An 18,812-nucleotide genomic window follows, 5' to 3' on the forward strand; every position below is an offset into this window, starting at 1 on the left:
AATGAATTTAAACTGAAAGAACAGTTAAAGAATGATGACTAATTTCAAAAAACTAACATACATATTAGGCTTAAGTCTATTATGTACTACCGGAATGACAAGTTGTGAATCAGAAGTCTATAATGAGCATTATGGAGAACCTGACGACATGGCTTTTATCCCAGAAATTTTAGCAGAGCAGCCCAATGCTACAACCACATCAAATGCACTTAAAAGAACTGGTCTAGATCCTTTAATGATTGGTAGCACTGGTTATTTCACTGTTTTTGCTCCATCTGATCAGGCTTGGGAAACTTATTTTTCGGCAGATACTACGTACAGTTCTATTGAAGAAATGCCCGACGAGGAGTTAGAAAAATTATTATTAAATCACATTATTACACCAGCATATTTATCATATGAATTAGAAGGTTTACTACAAGACAATCAAACACTTTTAATCAGAAACTTTATTGAAAAATATCTTTCTGTTTATGTTAATGACAGTGTGGTTTATGTGAATGCAAATCCTGCACAAACTCAAGACTTATTTGCTTTTAATGGAGTAGTTCATGTTGTTGACAATGTATTGCCATATAGAAACAACATCAAGGAAATTATGGAAACAAAACCAGAATTGACTACTCATTTAGAGGCGATACAAAGATATACAGAAATACAAATTACCTTATCTGTTAATCAAGACAGCAACGGTAATTATTACGAGATCGAAAAGGAAATAACTCCTTCGTTAAGTGCTAACCCAGCAGATGAAGAAAAAGCCTTAACCATGTTGGCTGTAACTAACGATGCTTGGGCAGAATTCTTTGCTGATGAAAGAACTGCTGGTTACTCAACAGTTGATGAATTGCCTGATCATGCCTTAATCAAAATCTTAAACGGACATGCTAAAAAGTGGCAAGCAGTTGAGAGTCCATTAAGTATTTACCATACAAACAATTCAGGTAAATTATTTAATAAAGGCGAAGAATCTTCATTACAATCGAATGAAGCTGCTATTGCAAGTAATGGTCATTTATATATTCTTGATGAACTTCCAATGATTGAAGAATTTGATGGGAAATATACACTTAAAACATTTTATTCGCATTCTGACCTTTCATTATTCTATGAAATGATGAATAAAGCAGATGAGCAATTGGTATTAAATAACGATAATGGGTTAGGAGGTTATAAGGCTTACTCTTGGCAATATCCTGTGGATAACAAGGGATATACTTTACTTGCTCCAACAAATGATGCTATGATTGCAGCAGGCTATTCAAAGGAAAATATCAAAGCATTACCTTCAGCACTAGCTGTAGAGTTTATGATGAAACATATCATTTATAACAATGACCCAACAATGTCTGAAGATGATCTTCTTAATGGTGGTAATATTAACGTACTAAGATTTAGAGATCATAAGGTTCAATTTGAAAGTGTAAACGGTGAAATTGTTATCACAGAAAATAATATTACAAAAGACATAAGTGGGGAAGACAGTGTATTTGTAGAATTGACAAACGGCCAACCAGCCATAGTTGAAAGTAATATCATGACAAATGATGATTACTATATACATAAGATCGATCAAGTACTTTTCAACTAGTAAAATCAAATACGTTTACCCCCCAAATTATTACTCATAGAATCTATTCATATGAAAAAAATATTACTGACATATTTATCTATTCTTTTGTGCTTTGCTGCAAGTGTTACTGTAGCTCAGGCTCAAGAACAGTTAACTGTAAGAGGAGTAGTAAAAGATATTGCTACAGGTGAAACATTAATAGGTGTACACATTAATGTAAAAAATACCACTTTTGGTGTGTCTACCGATTTTAATGGTAAATATAAGATTGCAATCAATAAAGGAGAGACTTTGGTATTTAGATATTTGGGTTACCAAGATCAGGAAATCAAAGTAGAGAGTGATGAGGAGAGACTAAAAGTAGAGATGGTATCTGGTTCTACTGAACTAGAAGAAGTTGTGGTGGTTGGTTATTCATCAATGGCTAGAAAAGATGTAGTGGGTTCGATCTCAACAGTGTCATCAGAAGATGTAACAGGGCAGGTAACTGATGTACAAAGTATGCTACAAGGTATGTCGCCAGGTGTACAGGTAGTCAATAGTTCTGGAGCTCCAGGTGGTGGAGTTTCTGTGAAAATTAGGGGAACGACTTCGATTGGTGCAGGTAACGATCCATTATATATTGTAGATGGTGTACCAATCGTAAATAATACAGGAATTGGTGGTGGAGCAGAGTCTGGTGGAAGCAACCCTTTGAGTTGGTTAGATCCTAAAGATATTGAATCTATGACTATCCTTAAAGATGCTGCAGAGACTTCAATCTATGGAGCAAGAGCATCTAATGGGGTTGTAATGATCACAACGAAAAAAGGAGAAGCAGGAAAGACAACATTTAATGTAGGTTTCCAACAAGGCTTTAAACAGATTACAAATAACTATTCTATGCTTTCGGGAGATCAAAACAAAACAAAGATCTTCGAAGCTGCATACAATAGAAACCCAGCATTAGATATTTATAATAGCTCATACTATGCCCCTTTAACCAACAACCCTGCTCGTAATGACTTCTATGCCTATAATAATAACACTAATTGGCAAGAAGCATTACAGCAAACGGGTCAGTTTACAGACATGAACTTAAGTTTGAATGGTGGTAAAAATGGTGTAAGGTATTTTATTTCTGGTGGATATTATACTGAAGATGGTACTATTAAAGCAACAGGTTTTGATAGAGTATCTAGTAGAATGACATTGGATTATGACGTAAATGATAAATTGACAATTGGTGCAAGAGTATCATTTGCAAGAACAAAAATGGACAACGGTGGTGGACATGCGGTGATTAAATCGATGACTACATTGCCAACTTACTTATATCCATACCAAAGAGACATCAACGGAAATGTATTGCCATCATTTGAGACGTCAGCTTTCGCAAGAGATTTAAATCCATTTATCGCAATGGAAAGAAACTTATCGGAAACGACAAATAATGTTGTAAACTCGAATGTTTATGGTGACTGGAAAATCTTTAAAGATTTAACTTTCAAAACAAGTTTATCTTACAACTATAATCATGTAGAGCAAAATATCTTTACTTCTAAAGAGTCTTACAATTACTTACAAGAAGCACAAGGCTCTAATGCAACATCTAACTTGTCGAGTATCAACTGGGATAATACTTTATCTTATAAAAAATCATTCAACAAGAAGCACAACATAAATGTACTTGCAGGTTTTGGCTACTTACATAATGAGAAGCCAAGATCGAAAATCAATACTTACGGTAGTGCATCAGATAACTTCCAATTTGTAAACTCATACTTAAGACTAAGTGGTTCTGATTATATCTGGACAGGTAACAAATTAGTATCAACATTTGGTAAAGTAGCTTACAATTTCATGGGTAAATACTATGCTACAGTAAACGTTAGATACGATGGTTCTTCAAGGTTTGGTGAAGATGTGAAATTTGGTACTTTCCCATCGTTTGCATTGGCTTGGAGAGCATCAAAAGAGAAGTTCTTGAAAAACTTTAAACCATTGAGTGATCTGAAATTCAGAGCAAGTTATGGTCTAACAGGTAATCAAAACATTGGAGATTTCAACGCTTACGGTCTATATTCTCCAGTAGCCAACTATATCTTAGGCGGTTCAGTTCCAACGGGTATGAATGTTGAAAACCTTACTTGGGAAACAACTAAGCAATTTAACGGCGGTGTAGATTTAGTACTTTTCAACTATAAATTGAAATTGGTTGCGGATTATTATCACAAGACTACAGAAGACTTATTACTTGCTAAAAATATCTCACAGACTTCTGGTTTTGATCAGGTATTACAAAACTCTGGTACTATCCTAAATGAAGGTCTTGAATTAGGTTTACATTATACAGTATTCGATAAGAAATTTACATGGACTACTGGTGGTAACATCACATTTGCGAAAAACCAAGTGTTGGATTTACCAAACAATGAACCGATCTTCTTAGAAGTAGGTAATAATCAAAGTAAGTTATTCACTATCATCGAAGAAGGTCAGCCATTAGGAAATTTCTATGGTTGGAAGGCGTTAGGAGTTTATTCTACTCCGGAAGACGTGATGACTACTAAAGCTAATGGCGAAAAAGTTCCAATGAAAAATGGTTTAAATGGTAATCAACCTTTCGAAGCAGGTGATGTAATTTGGGAAGATTTAAATGGTGATGGTGTGATTAATAATGATGACCGTCAAATTATCGGAAATGCACAACCAAAATTCTTTGGTGGATTTAATAACACATTCGGTTATAAAGGATTCTCACTTAACGTATTGGTACAGTACTCAATAGGTAATCAAATTTATAACTATACAAGAAGTCAATTAGAGAGTCAGGCGGCACAAGATGCAATGACAACAGCTACTTTGAGATCTTGGAGAAAGAATGGAGATGTCACGGATGTACCTAGAGCTTACCAAGGTGACCCAATGTTAAATGGTCGCCAATCTTCAAGATGGGTAGAAGATGGTTCTTATGTAAGATTAAAAACAGTTACACTTTCATATAACCTCATGAACGAATCGATTAAAAACGCTGGAATCAACAGTATCCGATTCACCATCACAGGTAACAACCTTTTAACATGGACAAACTACTTAGGTTATGATCCAGAAGTGAATTATTCTAACAATCCAGGTGCAATTGGAATCGACAGATATGTTTATCCTCCAAACAGAGGCGTAACAATGGGTGTAAATGTTCAATTCTAAGAAGAAATTTAAGATGAAATCAATCAATAATATTATATCAATAGCATTAGCCGTTTTATCTTTCTCTTGCAGTAGTCTTTTGGAAGTAGATCCAAAATCATCTGTAAAAATGGATGACTATTGGCAAAACGGATTGGATGCTGAAGCCGCAATCATGGGCTGTTACAGAACGTTTGGAGATGAAACAAAACGTCTTGTTTGTTGGGGAGATGGTAGAGGCGATATCCTCTATGGGGGAGAAGGCGCAACATTCGACGATATCTTTAATAATGTTCGTAGAAATGGAATCACAGAATTATCAGAAAGTGCTAACTGGCAGTCGATGTATTCAGTGATCAACCAAGCGAATCAGATTATTGTAAATACGCCAAAAATTGTAGATAGAGATAATAGTTTTACTGTTGTGGAGAGAGACAATATCATGGCGGAGGCATACTTCATGAGAGCTTTAGCACACTTCTATTTGGCTAGAGTTTTTGAAAGTGCTCCATATGTAAAAGTACCTACAACTTCTGCAAGTCAGGATTTCCATAATGCTCCAATTTCTCAAATGGAAATGTTTGAGAATGTGATTGCAGATTTAGATTCTGCTTTAGCATTGGATATTGTGATAGACTATCAAGTAGACGAACGTCAAAATCATGGTAGAGCAACAAGAGGAGCTGTTTATTCTATGAAAACGGATGTGTATTTATGGATGAAAGACTATGCAAATGCAGTTGTATCTGCAGATTCTGTATTGTCGATTCCAAGATACCAACTGCAGACTGGTGAAACTTGGGTAGACTTATTTAGAGTAGGAAACCAACCAGAAAGTATCTTCGAATTACAATACGATGTAGTGTATTTAGTGGAGAATGATCTATTACAGATTTTCAACAGAAGAGACAACAGAGAAGGTGGTGTTCCTTATGGTAGCCAGATTTATAAAACGAATTTCAGAAACAAGAAATATTGGGAAGCAGACAATGCAAACAATATTGATAACATTAGAGGTATTAATGCATCTTACTCTGGAGAGGGAACGATTCCTTGGAAATATGTAGGTATTTCAGATACTGAAGTGAGAAGAAACAGAGATGTAAACTATATCCTTTACCGTCTGGCAGGTGTGATGCTAAATAAGGCAGAAGCATTGAACCGTTTGGGTAGAAAACAAGAAGCACTAGACATTGTCAATCAAATCAGAGCAAGAGCAGGTATTCAGCCGGCAAACGACTATCAGAAAAACAATCCAAGATTCTTATCTCCAAGAGATTATATGGAAACTATTGAAGATGCCATCATGGATGAAAAGGCAAGAGAATTAGCCTATGAAGGTTCAAGATGGTTCGACTTAGTTCGTTTGAGTAAGCGTAGAGGAAATGCAGATTATATGAGAAATGCACTTTCACTGTACGGTTACAACTGGATCGATGGAGTATTGCCACAAGAATCAATCGATATTATCAGTTCTATTGTAGATGAACCAAGAAGCTGGTACTGGCCATACTACTACAAAGAGGTACAATCGAATAGAAATATCTCTCAGAAGCCTTACTACACTGGTAAATAGATAACTAACATTGAAATGATTTTTTAGATTATGAAAAATATATTATTACTTTTTTTATTCATCTTAGGAGGACAGCTGGCACAAGCACAGTTGGGGTATCCTGTACAAACTGCATCTTCTGATGATAATGCAACTAACTTCAGTGCATCACAGGCAGTTGATGGTAGTAACAATACTTATTGGAACGCAATTGATAGCAAAACAATTACATTGGAATTGGATAAACCTATGCCAATTGATGCCTATTCAATCCAATATAGAAACACTAAAGTAAATTCAACACATGGTCCTTCTGGTTATGAAGAAAGTTATTTGTCAAAAAATGGACAAGAATATAAAGAGCCATTAGTTTATACAGCTAAAGTACTTGAAGGGCCAATCGAAGAAGTCAACTTCAGTGCTGGAGACCGTTCAAGTCGACTAGTGTTTGACTTGGATGAATTAGATATTCCGATGATTAACTCTACGCTTTCTATGTGGGTGAAGATGGATGATTCTGATGGTAAAGGGAGATTGATTTTTACTGTGATTACAAACGATAATAGAAGGTTTGGCTTAACAAAAAATACAGCATCCCATACTGCTGGTTTGGCTGGTGAAGGTTTTAATGCTGAATTGGATTTGGGTGATGATGGGGTAATTTCAAGTGATGGTGTATACCAAATCACAGGTGGTCAGTTTCTAGCTGATACGTACCATCATGTTGTCATTGTGAATAATGCAAAGAATTCAAAAGCTGAAAACATACTGTATATTGATGGTGTTCAATACAATGCAACCAATTCATCAAATACATCATCGATGCATGCAGCTGAAAGATTCTCACAACTTATTTTAGGTTACGATGGTAGGCTATCAAATGGTAATGGGGATAAAATTAATACGAATGTAACTTTCGACAAAGTTCAGATATTTAATACTGCTTTAGATATTAATCAGGTTGCAAATCTATATAGAACAGAAACATCTACTTTACTTGATGGTGAAGAAGCATTTGTAGATGTGCCTCTATTCGAAAATAATTTTAATGACCTTCCAACTACTTCTCAATGGGTATTAAAAGGTTCAACGAACGGAGTAGATTATACTGATATTGAAACGATATCAACAACTGATGAAGTTAGAGAAACACAAAACTACTCAAATGCTATAACTGAAAACTTTTATCAATACTATCAATTAGTTTTTGATCATACAGCTGAAGTTGCAGAAATTGAATTATCTACAAAAACTAGCTTCGAAGAAAAATTTGCAAACGTTGTTTTAGATCAAACTGACGGAGAAGGAGAGTTTAACCAACAGAATTTTGGTTCTTCATTAAGACAGTACAAGTGGTCTTATAAAAACTTATTGGGGTCAGGTACTTCTACGGATTCAGACAATACAATCAATGGTAATACAGCAAGGTTTAAAGATGACGGTTTTATCGAAATAGCTTTAGTAGATGGTTTATCAAAAGTGGCTTTTCTATATAAAAATAGCTCTTTTGGAACAGGTACAGTTCAAGTAATGGTAAACGGAGAACAAGTAGGTACTGTAACTGGTACTGCTGAAGTTCAAGAAACATCATTCAATTTAGATACTCCAGTTGAAGGAAATGCAATACTTAGGTTCCAAGGGACAAACCAATTGTTATTGGATAATATTGCAATTCATGCCAATCCTGTTGAAGGTGGAGTAGTAGAACCAAATGCTATTTCTATTACAAGTGAAGATACATTTACTTTTGATGGAAACCCTGTATCAATCACAACATCTACAACGCCTGTCGATGCTGCTGTAACATTAGCTTTCTTTGATAAAGATGATACTCCTTTAGCAGAAGCACCAACAAATCCAGGAACTTATAAAGTGGTAGCATCTTTAACAGATGATGCTGAAGTTAAAGCCGAGCAGACATTTACAGTCAATGCTGTTGCAGTAACTTTTGAGATGTCAACATTGATTTTTGATATCAATACAACACCAAACTTTAAAACATTTATCACACCGTCTCCTGCTGTAGAATTTACTGTAAATACAGAGGCTGTTGATATGGCAGTTCCTACAGATTATACTATCACTGCAACTTCAAATCAAACAGGATATGAAGGGACTCAGGATTTTATAATCACAGTTTCGGGTGATATTCCAGTGGATATCAATTTAGTATCTGGCGAAGAAATTACTTATACATATACAGGAAGCAACGAAGTAAATGCGGCACTTTTCAATTTATCAGAAGATGTTACTTTTGATCTTACATTTGAAGATGGAGAGCCAATTTTACCAGGAGACTACTCAGTAAAAGTAACAGTCACTGCAGACGGTTATGAAGGTACAAAAACATTTGATGTAACAGTAGAAGGTATTGAATCATCTGTTGTTTTAGCAGATAATGAAGTGGTTGATTTTACAGGTGAAGATCAGTTCCCATCGGTTACATTAGGAGACGGAATTACGGAAGAGGATTTAGAATGGAGTGCTACTCCAAATGCAGCTACGGTTTACAATGCTTTAACTGCTACGATCAAGAAAGTAGGGTACAAAGAAATTGTATCTAATGCAGTAACGTTTACAATCAACTCGGTTGAAACTCCAGACCCGGATACAGATGAGCCAATTGTAAAAGAAGTGACAACATATGCTTCATCAGATTTCGAAGAAGAATTTGGTCCTGAAAACGTTGGAGATAATGATGATGCAAGCTATTGGAAAGCTGTGAAAAACACTACATTAGATCTTACTTTAGACGAAGGAACTGTAGTGGATAACTTCCAATTGAAGTACAACACCAATGAATTCATTTCTACTGTTGGTCCAAATGCGTATGCAGATTCTTACTATAAAGATGCGACATTGTTTGACCAAGAATTTACAAGAGTTGAGGGTGTGAATGGTGAAGAAAATGGAGCGTTAAGTTTTGTGACAAATGATAGAAGAATCACTATTGATTTAGAGGATTTAGATCAGTCAGTTCAAAACTCTACATTCTCTACATGGATTCAAACAGACAATTCAATTGCAAGTAGCCGAGTATTATTGACTTTAGAAGGTAGTAATGATCTAATGTTTGGTATCTCAAGTAACAATCAGAATGATGACGGTACCCCTGCTTATGGAATTGGTTTGGCTGGAGATATTGCAGGTGGAATTTTCCAAAAAGTAGATTATGCTTTTGAAGCAAATACTTTCCATCATGTTGTGGTTTCTATTGCAAAGAGAAGTGAAACTAACAGTTCAATTACAATCTATGTGGATGGTGTTCAGACGAACAATGTCAAAGGTGGAAATCCAACTTTAACAGGTGATATTAACTACAAAAAACTATACTTAGGTTACGATGGTAGAGTATCATCAAACTCTCAAAAGAACAGTATTCCATCTGTAGTAGATAACTTCGAAATTTATGAGGGCGTATTGTCTCCAGAAGAAGTGAAGTACTTGTACAATCAAAAAAGTGCAACACCATTAGAAGGTGCTGTTGCTCCAGATGCTTCAACATTGATTTTATCAAATGAATTTGATAACAAGAAGGAGTCACTTTCATGGACATTGAAAGGTTCTGCTGATGGAGAAGTGTATGAAGAATTAGGAATGTATTCTATTGACAATGTAGAAGGCGAAGCACTTCAGGTGTTCAATGGTAAGATCGATAACCCAAGAGGTTATATGCATTATCAGTTTGATTTTGATCAAAAGTTAGAGTTAAATGAGTTAGCATTATTGATCGAAAATGAGGTAGAAAATCCATTAATGCCTGCATTTATCACATTTGAAGAAACAGAAGAATTTGATTTTAATAATACGGCAATTGAGGTTACATACGAAGTATATCCTAATGATTTAACAGTAGATTTATCTTATGAAGATCTTGAAGGGAATGATTTAGGAGCTGCACCAACTAACCCTGGTACATACAAAGTGATTGCAACTGTAAACTCTACTGAGTATGAAGGTGCATACGAAAAAACAATCACAATCAATCCTGTAACAGTAGATTTTACAATCTCAGAAACTACATTCAAAACAAATTCTGTAGTTGATTTTGAAGCGTTAATTTCTTCAGATCCAGAAGTGAATTTTGATGTAAATACTTCAGCGATTGATCTTGCTACTGCAGGTTCTTACGATATCATCGTTACTGCAAATCAAGTGGGGTATAATGGTTCAAAAACTTTTGAAATCACATTGACAGAGCTTGAGCCAGTAAACATTACTATTTCACAGCCTATTTCGTATGATTATACAGGTAATATTGAAGTAACTAAAGATTTATTCACCCTATCTAAGGATGTAGACTTTTCACTAACATATTCAGCAGATCCTATTCTTCCAGGTATTTATAGTGTTACGGCGGAAGTAATAACAAGTGGTTATTCAGGGAAGGCGACTTTTGAAGTTGAGGTGAAAACAATTAAGGTAAATAGCTTTACTGCAGATGCTGAAATGTATTATACTGGAGAAATAGTTTACCCTACAGTTTATACAGATGGAAAGGATTTAAACATCGACTTTAAAATAGTAGGAGATATAGATCCAATCAGGTTAGGAGCTTATACTGTAGTGGCTACGATTGATGAAGTAGGATATGAAGAAATAAGTAAAGAATTCAACTATGAAATTGTACCAATCCAAGTGGATATTACTCTAGCAGATAAAGTAGTAGAATACAATTTTGGTGAAGAAGTATTACCGACTGTTATTACTGGCGACTATGAATTGGAATACACTTATGAGTTCAATACTGGGGATGGGTCTTCATTAGGAGAGCACAAAGTATACATAGAAATTAACCAAGAAGGTTATGAAGGTAGTGCATTGTTAACTTATGAGATAGAGAAAATAAACCTCATAATTACATTATCGAATCTAGAGCATGTATTTGATCAAGGAGCGAAAGAGGTATATTATGATATAGAAATAGCAGATTCGACCTATTATTTCGAAGATATTCTTATTACCTATAATGATTCTACAGATCTACCAATTGAAGTTGGTGAATATATTGTCAAATTAAGTATTGACGATCCTTATTATCAAGGCACTGTAACAGATACATTAATTATACATTCAGAAGGGACTATCATTAATGATATTCATGATAATTTAGAAGATCAATTGACAGTTTATCCTGTACCAAGTAATGGTAACTTTACTCTTGAAACTAATTTTAACTCAGGGATTCTAAAAGTATATTCATTAACTGGTGAGGTGATCAAAACAAAATTATTCGATAGTCAGAAAATTAAAATGGATCTAGGTACAGTTGCTAAAGGTGTATATATCATTGATATTACAGATGGGAATAGAAGAATCACGAAAAAACATATTATAAAATGATAAGTTGACATTATTCAACCTAAGAGCCGATCTTTCTTGCAAAAATGCTGAAAGGTCGGCTTTATGTCGTTTTGTTCGATTCAAGAATAATATATCGGATTTTAAGTGTATAAAATACCAATTTCAGCTATGAAAATTTTAAATTAGAAGATTATACTTTTATCTTTAAGATATAACTTATAGAAAAAAAAACACTTACATCCATAAAGGAATTTTTTTAAATAATCTGTGATTACAACCTTTATTTATGGCACATAATTACGAAAGAACCAGAATCCTTGACGAGCTAAATCTGGATTATGATGACGAAAATTTATGTATTCTTTTAGATTACTTGCATATTTATCGTTTTGATTCAGAAGAAAAGTTCAGACTTCACGCTCATCCCAATTTCGAGTTTCATTATATCGCTTCCGGTAAGGGAACGATTGGGATCTTAGACCCTAAATTTTTGAATAGTGAGCATGTCTTAGAGATGAAAGGTCTGTCTAACAGTGCCAATGTAGATTCTTTATTAGAGTATTATCTCAAGAAAAATAAAGAAAAGGAGTTAGAGGATTTATGCACAATCTATCATGTTGAGAAAGGAGATGTTTTTGTAAACCCGGCAGGGCAATTCCATTTCCAAATCGCAGACAAAGACGATCCAATAGTAGAATACAGTTTTAGATGTACTTACGAGCCAAAAAAACTTGATGCTGATATACATACCATAAATCAAGATTTAAAGAAAGTTATGGAGTTGATTACGCAGAGTACGGGGAAAGTTTATAAAGATCATCATAACGTAGGGAAGTTATTTGAGTCTATTTTAGAAGAAGCCTCATTTAGAATGCCAGGGTATATTGTTAATGTTAAAGGTTTATTACAACAGATAATTGTAGCTTTTTCTCGTCATATGTGGGACAAGAAGAGCATGGAATACAACTTTCCTGAAATGGAATTGACCAACAAAAGAAATAAGATTATTGATACCTATATTGTAGACAACTTAGAGAAGAATATTACATCTCAAGAGTTAGCAGAGGTAGTCTTTATGAGTCAAAGAAGTTTATTCCGATTTTTCAAAAAAGAAAAAGGTGTTTCTGTACATCAATATATATTACAGTTTAAAGTAAATAGAGCTTTAAAACTATTGGAACATTCACAAATTTCATTAGCCGAAATAGCAGATCTTACAGGGTTTTCATCACAGTTTCATTTAAGCAGAGTGATTAAGAAACATACTGGTCAAAGCCCAAGTGAATACAGAACTTTAAATCACCAGCTAGAACCCTCTACAACAGAATAAATATTGAATTGGGATTATTAGATTTCGATATAGATCATTTAGTAATTCTCTTGTATTTGGTTTCAATTTTTCTACTTGGAGCCTACTTTTCAAAAAAGAGTAAGAGAGATGCAAAAGAAGATTTTTTAACAGGAAAGAGAGAACTAGGATGGTTTTCTACTGCACTTGTTATTCTGTCTATGTCTATCGATACAGGCATAATGGGAGTAGCAGGTGTTGGTTATGTTTGGGGTTTTGCGATTCAACCCAATGCCGCCAATATGTGGTTTGTAGCTCCATTGGTGGTTTTAGTGTTTATACCGATCTATTGGAAATCGGGAATTAAAACAACACCCGAATATCTAGAAAAACGATTCGATACCAGAACAAGTACGCTATTTTCTTTGATGATGGCGATTTATAACGTTGTCATTCTTGGAACATCTATCTATTTAGGAGGGTTAATTCTCAATGAGTTTATAGGAATTTCTACCGAATTTGGAGCATTGCTATTACTATTAATAGTAGGAGGATATGTAATTTTCGGAGGGATGAACACCGTACTTAAAGTCAATATTTTCCAAAGTATCTTTATTCTTATTACATTGTTTGTGATTGGGGTAGTTACTTTTATCTCATTTGGGGGTTGGGAGACGTTCATCAATATTCAAGGTCAAACGAAAGCAGAGACTTCTCTATTAAGCACTTTAGGTAAATACGACCTTGATATTTTTACAGAGTCATGGTACCCACTACCTTTTGGTATTCTTTGGGCTTGTATTGCAGGTATGAGTTGGATTGCTTGTAATTACGGAATGGTGCAAAGATTATTGACAGCCAAATCGGAAGTGCATGCACAAAAAGGTATTCTAATGATGGGTGTATTACATGTGATTACCTTTAGTATTGCCTATATTATTGGAATTATCTCATCACAAAAATTCCCAGATGTGCTACCCGATAAATCATATCTATTAAGTATACAGGCGGTTATACCGAAGGGAGGAAGAGGCCTTATTATTTCAGGGTTAATAGCTTCATTGATTTCTACAGTAGATGGTTTGCTGACAGCAACAGGAACGTCCATTTCTTTAGATATTTATAAGCAATTATTCAAACCAAAAGCTAGTAGTAATGAATTAAAAAAAGTAGCTAGAATTGTACAGGTATCAACAATGATTATTGCCCTTTTTCTTGTGATGCCTATGGCAATGAAATCACCTATTATTACAGATTTTATTCAAGGGGTAGTTGCTGATATATTCAGTGTGATTTCCGCATTATTCTGCTTAGGAATTTTCACAAGGAGAATAAATGGTAAATCAGCTTTTTATGCTATGCTTATTGGAATTATTATTTCTGTGAGTATACATTTCCTTACCAATATAAACTTTGTGTATAGAGGAATATTCTCCTTTTTCATTACGATTATTGTCGCCTTTGCTCTTTCAATTAATTCAAAAAGAAAGAACTTTGAAAACCTTACAATTTATGATTGTTTGGAGGAAAACGGACAAAAATCAATAATTTTCCATTTTCACAAGATGAAACTACCTATTTTTTTTGTGATAATTATGTGGTTACTTTTTACAATAGTTTGGGAAGGCTTTATTGTTCATTAACTAATCCTATTCAAAAAATATTCAATTAACTTCTTTGGATAAACAGTATTGTTAATAGCGGTACTTTATCAAAGTGTATATTAGTGACTAACAGGTAATGGATAATAATGAGTCATATAATATATATTATATCAGCTTTTCATTATAAATGATACAGTAAATTTTAAACTTGGCAATCTTGTGTATTTAGTTGACTAGGTTATATAACAAAACTTGGATAGGCAGAAAGTACATTTGTATATGATCATTTTAGAATGCCTTGAATTTGACATTTTAGATTGAATGAAAGAAATGACATGAAATTATTAGTTACACTTTATATTATTTCAACCTACTTTGCATCAGTATTGTTTGCACAGGGAAACTCATTCACTTTTGTGAAAAATGGTGAGTTATTTAATGCAGATGGTTCTAAAGCTGCATATTTTGGTGTGAACTTTCAATCATGTTTAAGTTGGGAATATAAAGAGCGACTAAAGTCTTCAGGTAAAAAATTTTCAAACGAATTATTAAAATATAATTCAGATGAAGGAATAAAAGAGTTAATAACTTTAGGGGTACAAGCAATTAGGCTACACCTAACCCCCAATGATTTTACTAATGAGGAAGGACATCTTGTAGATAATATCTATTCTCAGAATCTTGATTATACGCTTTCTTTAGCTAAGAAAAATAACATTAAGGTTTATATTACTTTGGTTAATGTGATGACAAAAGGATATGACCAATCTTCATTTCTCAATAAATATTTAAAGAATAAAGAACTCATCTTAACGGAGGAAGAATCTTTGGATAAGATAGAAGTATATATTAAAGAACTTTTGAATCATGTAAATCCTTACACAAAAGTAGCATACAAAGATGAGTCAAATATTCTTTTTTTTGAGATATTAAATGAGCCTCATTACCCTAATTTCAAACATATTGAAAATAATGGAACATACTTAAAAGGATATAATGTTTGGTTAACTGAAAATCAGAAAGTATCCACTCTGCAAAATTACGATGCATATACAGCGGAGTACACTACCGAATTTATCAATAGAATGTATAAAGTTATCCGGTCTACAGGAGCAAAACACCCAGTGGTTTGGAATTGTAATTGGAACAAGTTCTTTAATGGAAGGAATGCACTAAAAAGAGCCATTGCAAAATCTTCTGTAGAAGGAGTGGCCTTTTGTTTATATCCTGGACAGGCCAATACAAAGAAGCCTTATTGGAAACACCCTGAAAACTTGGAAAATATTGACTTTACAGAATACTTAGAAAAAGTAGAAACAAAAAATTCGTACCTAGCATGGGTAAATGAGAAACAGTTTCAGGAAAAGTTTGTGGCTTGTTATGAATTTGAAACATTCTTTAATCAGAGTGCCTATTTATATCCAGCTATGGCGGATGTTTTTACAAATTTAAGAGTACAAGTGGCAACACAATGGACTTATGGTTTGCCTATTTATGCAGAATATTACAATGGATCACATTTCTTCAACTTAAAAACCACACCTGTAAAAGCAGTTAGCTTTATGACAGCGAGTAAAATATTTAACCATAACATTTTGCAAAATAATAAGGCGGAGTATGGTTACTCTTTTAAAAATGATGATTGTTTTTACAGTGATGACCATTTTTTTATTTCTTTAGGAAAGCATGAAAAAAACATCGATATCAACTTGCAATATCCTTTTACAGTCATTGGGTATGAAGACAATGGTTTGGTAAAGTATGATGGTAAAGGTATGTATTCTTTATTTGTAGATAAGAATAGTATTTCTATTGATATTCAACCAGATAGTAAATGGAAATACACTCATTGGGATAATATAAGTAATCCAAAAGGTGAAATCAATACACAATTGAGTTACAATAAGAAACATAAAATTGATGTAGGGCTTTTAATCCCTGAAGGTAAGAAAGTGAATGTTTATCGAATAGAGAAAGGTCATAAAACCTTAATCCTTAAAAATAAGTTGGTTACTGATATTGGAGTAAACGCAGGAAAGTATTGTGTTGAATGGGACCAAGGTAAAAGCAAATAGAATTCGATGAACAAAAGTATTGCACATAGTGACTTCTATAAAAAGCATAACAATGAAAAAATTTTTTTTAATGCTAAGAGAATATTTACATCTTAGTACAATATTACTATCTATTAGTTTGATCGGAATAACAAATAACATATCGGCACAAACAGTATTAACTGAAACTCCATTTGTAGGAGGTCAGGTATTTATAGAGCCTGGTCAGACTAAAGAGGAAATTAGGACATGGTTCAAAATCCTAAAGGACCATGATATGAATGTATGTCGTATTAGAATGTTTGAAACGTACATGAAAGACACCCAAGGAAATTGGGATTTTTCGTTGTTTGATATTGCATTTGATGAAGCAAAGAAAAACGATATTAGAGTATTTGCTACAATTTTTCCTGAAACTGCCTTTGATGATTTGGGAGGCTTTAAATTTCCTGGCTCTAAAGAAAAGCTTGATGAAGTATCTGCATTTATTAAAGCTGTAGTTTCTCATTATAAAGATCATCCTGCTTTAGATACTTGGGTGTTAATTAATGAGCCTGGTGGTGGCGAATTAGAAGAAAATACTTTTGCGTTAGAGAAATATGAAGACTTTAAGAAGTCTTTAGATCGAACAGGTTTTGATGAAAGAACTGGATACCAATACCTAGACCTTTCTTGGTATGAGTTTTACCGTTATTCTAATACATGGTACTTAACATGGTTAAAAGATCAAGTACATGAATATCATCCAGAAAGCCATGTTCATGTAAACCCTCATGGTATTTTTGAAAATTTACCTGAGTATGATCTGCAGGAATGGGAACCTATTTTGGGTTCGTTAGGAGCATCTGCCCATGCAAGTTGGCATTTAGGAATATTTAATAGGGAGGAATATACACATGGTATTTCTGGTATAGGTGAAATCGTTAGAGGAGGTGCAGGTAATTTACCTTGGATGATGACAGAACTGCAAGGGGGTAACAATACGTTTAGTGGTTATGACGCTATGTGTCCTACCAAAGAGGAAATTGAACAATGGTTATGGTCTTCTTTTGCGGGAGGTGCTAGAGGTGCAATTTTTTGGACATTAAACCCTAGAACCTCTGGTGTAGAAGCTGGTGAGTGGTCTATGCTTAATTTCCAAAACAAACCAAGTGATCGTCTAATTGCAGCATCACAAGTTGCAAAAGCAGTCAAAGATAACCCAACTTATTTTGAAAAATCGGTAGTTGTAGAATCAGGAGTCAACTTGTTATATACTTCCCCAAGTTTTTACATTGAACAAAAACTACAATCTCCTAAACCTGGGGATTTTGAAGGAAGATTGGAAGGAGCATCGATCAAATCGATTATGGCTTTCTACAAAGCTTTCAATGATTTGGGGATTCAATCAAATATTAAAGATATCAGAGGATTTGATTTCACTAAGAAGAATTACATCGGCGAAACAATTGTTTTGGCTAACCAAGTGAGTCTTGACCCAGAATATAAGAAAGATCTAGAAAGTTTTGTTTCTAAAGGTGGGAAACTAATTGTTACGGGACTTACAGGTTACTACGATAAAAGAGCAATTTGCTTATTGAATACATCAACTCCTTTTGAGAACCTATTAGGAGGTAATATTGCTGAATATAAGGTAGTAGGTAATACCTTTGAGATCCCGTTGCTTGATACACATGCAGCATTAAATGCACATTTATGGAAAGGAAGCATTGAAGTGAAAAATGCAAAGCCTGTTATTGTGGCAGAGAATGAAATTTTAGGTACAAAAAACAAGTTTGGTAAAGGTGAAGTATATTGGGTGCCTTCTTGTATTGGTTTAGGAGCTAGAGTTAGTGAAGATAATACTTCATTGGTTGAGTTTTTAAAGAAAGTAACCCTACCACAAAAAAACGAAGAGATAATAGCATTTGCTACTACTACACCAAATGTTCTTTTGAAAACTCTAAAGACAGAAGGCACATATTTAACTGTGTTAATCAATAAAGGTCAAAAAACTCAAAGCGTTCAATTAACAGGTTTAAATGACTTCACAGGAGTTTCTCTATATGGTGAATCATTAGGTAAAAAAGTAAATGGTAAAACGGCGTTTACGATCAAACCTGAAGAAACGATTGTAATCGGTTGGGAATCCGCAACAACTGCTTCTTTAGTAAACTAGTAAATTCTATAAAAGTATTTTTTGGCTTGAAAATATATATACCAAATCAATGATAAGATGAAATTTTATTGTTGATTTGGTTTTTTTATTAAAATTGGGGGTTTTGTT

Annotated in this window: 8 protein-coding genes; all 8 read left to right on the forward strand. The window is 34.0% G+C overall.

The genetic code is table 11. The features are described 5' to 3' along the window. The first annotated feature begins 31 nt into the window (after positions 1–31). The 8 genes from HGP29_RS22325 to HGP29_RS22360 all read left to right on the forward strand — a co-directional run bounded on the left by HGP29_RS22325 (position 32) and on the right by HGP29_RS22360 (position 18,704). Positions 32–1,591 carry a fasciclin domain-containing protein gene (locus tag HGP29_RS22325; protein WP_168884669.1) on the forward strand — a complete coding sequence of 520 codons (1,560 nt, stop codon included), beginning with the start codon at positions 32–34 and terminating at the stop codon, positions 1,589–1,591. A 51-nt stretch (positions 1,592–1,642) separates the two neighbouring features. Further along, on the forward strand, positions 1,643–4,762 hold the full coding sequence (locus HGP29_RS22330) for a SusC/RagA family TonB-linked outer membrane protein (protein ID WP_168884670.1): 3,120 nt from the start codon (positions 1,643–1,645) through the stop codon (positions 4,760–4,762). A 13-nt stretch (positions 4,763–4,775) separates the two neighbouring features. After that, the gene (locus tag HGP29_RS22335) at positions 4,776–6,317 is read left to right on the forward strand and encodes a RagB/SusD family nutrient uptake outer membrane protein (protein ID WP_168884671.1); all 1,542 of its coding nucleotides are present in this window, start codon (positions 4,776–4,778) and stop codon (positions 6,315–6,317) included. A gap of 30 nt (positions 6,318–6,347) precedes the next feature. Continuing rightward, positions 6,348–11,639, forward strand: coding sequence for an MBG domain-containing protein (locus HGP29_RS22340; protein ID WP_168884672.1), 5,292 nt, complete (start codon positions 6,348–6,350; stop codon positions 11,637–11,639). 247 nt (positions 11,640–11,886) lie between these two features. Then, complete coding sequence (locus tag HGP29_RS22345; RefSeq protein WP_168884673.1) at positions 11,887–12,930, forward strand: AraC family transcriptional regulator; 1,044 nt, start codon at positions 11,887–11,889, stop codon at positions 12,928–12,930. Positions 12,931–12,938: 8 nt separating this feature from the next. Beyond that, entirely contained in the window at positions 12,939–14,531 is a 1,593-nt protein-coding gene (locus HGP29_RS22350; protein WP_168884674.1) for a sodium:solute symporter family transporter, read from the forward strand. Positions 14,532–14,827: 296 nt separating this feature from the next. Further along, the gene (locus HGP29_RS22355; RefSeq protein WP_168884675.1) at positions 14,828–16,567 is read left to right on the forward strand and encodes a glycoside hydrolase 5 family protein; all 1,740 of its coding nucleotides are present in this window, start codon (positions 14,828–14,830) and stop codon (positions 16,565–16,567) included. Between the two features lie 52 nt (positions 16,568–16,619). Next, positions 16,620–18,704, forward strand: coding sequence for a beta-galactosidase trimerization domain-containing protein (locus HGP29_RS22360; protein WP_168884676.1), 2,085 nt, complete (start codon positions 16,620–16,622; stop codon positions 18,702–18,704). Positions 18,705–18,812 lie beyond the last annotated feature (108 nt).

Source organism: Flammeovirga agarivorans, from assembly GCF_012641475.1.
GTDB lineage: Bacteria > Bacteroidota > Bacteroidia > Cytophagales > Flammeovirgaceae > Flammeovirga > Flammeovirga agarivorans.

What these genes read in the sequence shown, in the direction of transcription:
- HGP29_RS22325 (WP_168884669.1), top strand. Translation starts at nt 32, where the DNA reads ATGATGACTAATTTCAAAAAACTAACATACATATTAGGCTTAAGTCTA.
- HGP29_RS22330 (WP_168884670.1), top strand. Translation starts at nt 1,643, where the DNA reads ATGAAAAAAATATTACTGACATATTTATCTATTCTTTTGTGCTTTGCT.
- HGP29_RS22335 (WP_168884671.1), top strand. Translation starts at nt 4,776, where the DNA reads ATGAAATCAATCAATAATATTATATCAATAGCATTAGCCGTTTTATCT.
- HGP29_RS22340 (WP_168884672.1), top strand. Translation starts at nt 6,348, where the DNA reads ATGAAAAATATATTATTACTTTTTTTATTCATCTTAGGAGGACAGCTG.
- HGP29_RS22345 (WP_168884673.1), top strand. Translation starts at nt 11,887, where the DNA reads ATGGCACATAATTACGAAAGAACCAGAATCCTTGACGAGCTAAATCTG.
- HGP29_RS22355 (WP_168884675.1), top strand. Translation starts at nt 14,828, where the DNA reads ATGAAATTATTAGTTACACTTTATATTATTTCAACCTACTTTGCATCA.
- HGP29_RS22360 (WP_168884676.1), top strand. Translation starts at nt 16,620, where the DNA reads ATGAAAAAATTTTTTTTAATGCTAAGAGAATATTTACATCTTAGTACA.